Origin of the sequence: Mesoflavibacter zeaxanthinifaciens subsp. sabulilitoris, from assembly GCF_014191595.1 — a bacterium.
Lineage (GTDB): Bacteria > Bacteroidota > Bacteroidia > Flavobacteriales > Flavobacteriaceae > Mesoflavibacter > Mesoflavibacter zeaxanthinifaciens.
The window spans coordinates 1-2,645 of the sequence record NZ_JACHWV010000014.1; the positions used below are offsets into that span (position 1 = coordinate 1).

Annotated in this window: 1 protein-coding gene; it reads left to right on the top strand. The window is 46.4% G+C overall.

What is annotated here, in order from left to right; genetic code table 11:
• The coding region (locus tag FHS04_RS14265) for a beta strand repeat-containing protein (RefSeq protein ID WP_221184990.1) at positions 1–2,645 on the top strand (2,645 nt) is incomplete at both ends.

The window sequence follows — 2,645 nt, forward strand, 5'->3', positions numbered from 1 at the left end:
TTACCAGCAGATATTACGGATACCTTAACCACAACAGGCTCAGATCCAGAGACCGTAACTGTAGTTGAAGGTACAAATACAACCACTGATGATGGTTATGCACCAGCATTAGGTGATGTATCAGGAACCGTATTTGAAGATACCAACGGAAATGGCGTACAAGATGCAGGCGAAGCAGGCATCTCAGGTGTAGAAGTAATCATCACCGATGTAGATAATAATCCAACAACAGTAACAACAGATGCTAATGGAGATTGGACGGCAACAGACATTCCAGTAGGCAATGCGACAGTAGATGTAGATGAAACGACCTTACCAGCAGACATCACAGGTACGTTAACTACAACAGGCTCAGATCCAGAGACGGTAACAGTTGTAGACGGAACAAACGCTACAACAGATGATGGCTATGCACCAGCAGTAGGTGATGTATCAGGAACCGTATTCGAAGATACTAACGGAAACGGAGTACAAGATGCAGGCGAAGCAGGCATCGCAGGCGTAGATGTTGTCGTAACAGATGTCGATGGTAACCCAACGACAGTAACAACAGATGTAAATGGAGATTGGACCGCAACCGACATACCAGTAGGCGATGCAACGGTAGATGTAGATGAAACAACCTTACCAGCAGACATTACAGATACCTTAACAACGACAGGATCAGATCCTGAGACAGTAACCGTAGTTGAAGGCACAAACACAACCACTGATGATGGTTATGCACCAGCATTAGGTGATGTATCAGGAACCGTATTTGAAGATACCAACGGAAATGGCGTACAAGATGCAGGCGAAGCAGGCATCTCAGGTGTAGAAGTAATCATCACCGATGTAGATAATAATCCAACGACAGTAACAACAGATGCTAATGGAGATTGGACGGCAACAGACATTCCAGTAGGCAATGCGACAGTAGATGTAGATGAAACAACCTTACCAGCTGACATTACAGATACCTTAACCACAACAGGCTCAGATCCAGAGACGGTAACCGTAGTAGAAGGCACAAACACAACTACCGATGATGGGTATGCACCAGCAGTAGGCGATGTATCAGGAACGGTATTCGAAGATACCAACGGAAATGGCGTACAAGATGCAGGCGAAGCAGGCATCGCAGGCGTAGATGTTGTAGTAACCGATGTTGATGGTAACCCAACAACAGTAACGACCGATGCCAATGGAGATTGGACCGCAACAGATATTCCAGTAGGCGATGCTACAGTAGATGTAGATGAAACGACCTTACCAGCAGGGATTACAGATACCTTAACCACAACAGGCTCAGATCCTGAGACAGTAACAGTTGTAGACGGAACAAACGCTACAACAGATGATGGCTATGCACCAGCAGTAGGTGATGTATCAGGAACGGTATTCGAAGACACTAATGGCAACGGCGTACAAGATGCAGGCGAAGCAGGCATCGCAGGTGTAGATGTTGTCGTAACCGATGTTGATGGTAACCCAACAACAGTAACGACCGATGCCAATGGAGATTGGACGGCAACCGACATTCCAGTAGGCGATGCTACAGTAGATGTAGATGAAACTAGCTTACCAGCAGACATTACGGATACCTTAACCACAACAGGCTCAGATCCAGAAACAGTAACCGTAGCAGAAGGCACAAACACAACTACCGATGATGGCTATGCACCAGCAGTAGGCGACTTAAGCGGAACGGTATTCGAAGACACTAACGGAAACGGTGTACAAGATGCAGGCGAAGCAGGTATCGCAGGTGTAGAAGTAATTATCACCGATGTTGATGGTAACCCAACGACAGTAACGACCGATGCCAATGGAGATTGGACCGCAACAGATATTCCAGTAGGAGATGCTACAGTAGATGTAGATGAAACAACATTACCAGCAGACATTACAGATACCTTAACCACAACAGGCTCAGATCCAGAAACAGTAACCGTAGCAGAAGGCACAAACACAACTACCGATGATGGGTATGCACCAGCAGTAGGCGACTTAAGCGGAACGGTATTCGAAGACACTAACGGAAACGGTGTACAAGATGCAGGCGAAGCAGGTATCGCAGGTGTAGAAGTAATTATCACCGATGTTGATGGTAACCCAACGACAGTAACGACCGATGCCAATGGAGATTGGACCGCAACAGATATTCCAGTAGGAGATGCTACAGTAGATGTAGATGAAACAACATTACCAGCAGACATTACAGACACGTTAACCACAACAGGCTCAGACCCAGAGACGGTGACCGTAGTTGAAGGAGTAGATACAGCAACAACAGATGATGGCTATGCACCAGCAGTAGGAGATGTATCAGGAACAGTATTTGAAGATACCAACGGCAACGGCGTACAAGATGCAGGTGAAGCAGGAATCGCAGGTGTAGAAGTAATCATCACCGATGTTGATGGTAACCCAACGACAGTAACGACCGATGCCAATGGAGATTGGACGGCAACCGACATACCAGTAGGAGATGCTACAGTAGATGTAGATGAGACTAGCTTACCAGCAGACATTACAGATACATTAACCACAACAGGCTCAGATCCAGAAACAGTAACCGTAGTAGAAGGCACAAACACAACTACCGATGATGGGTATGCACCAGCATTAGGCGACTTAAGCGGAACGGTATTTGAAGATACCAA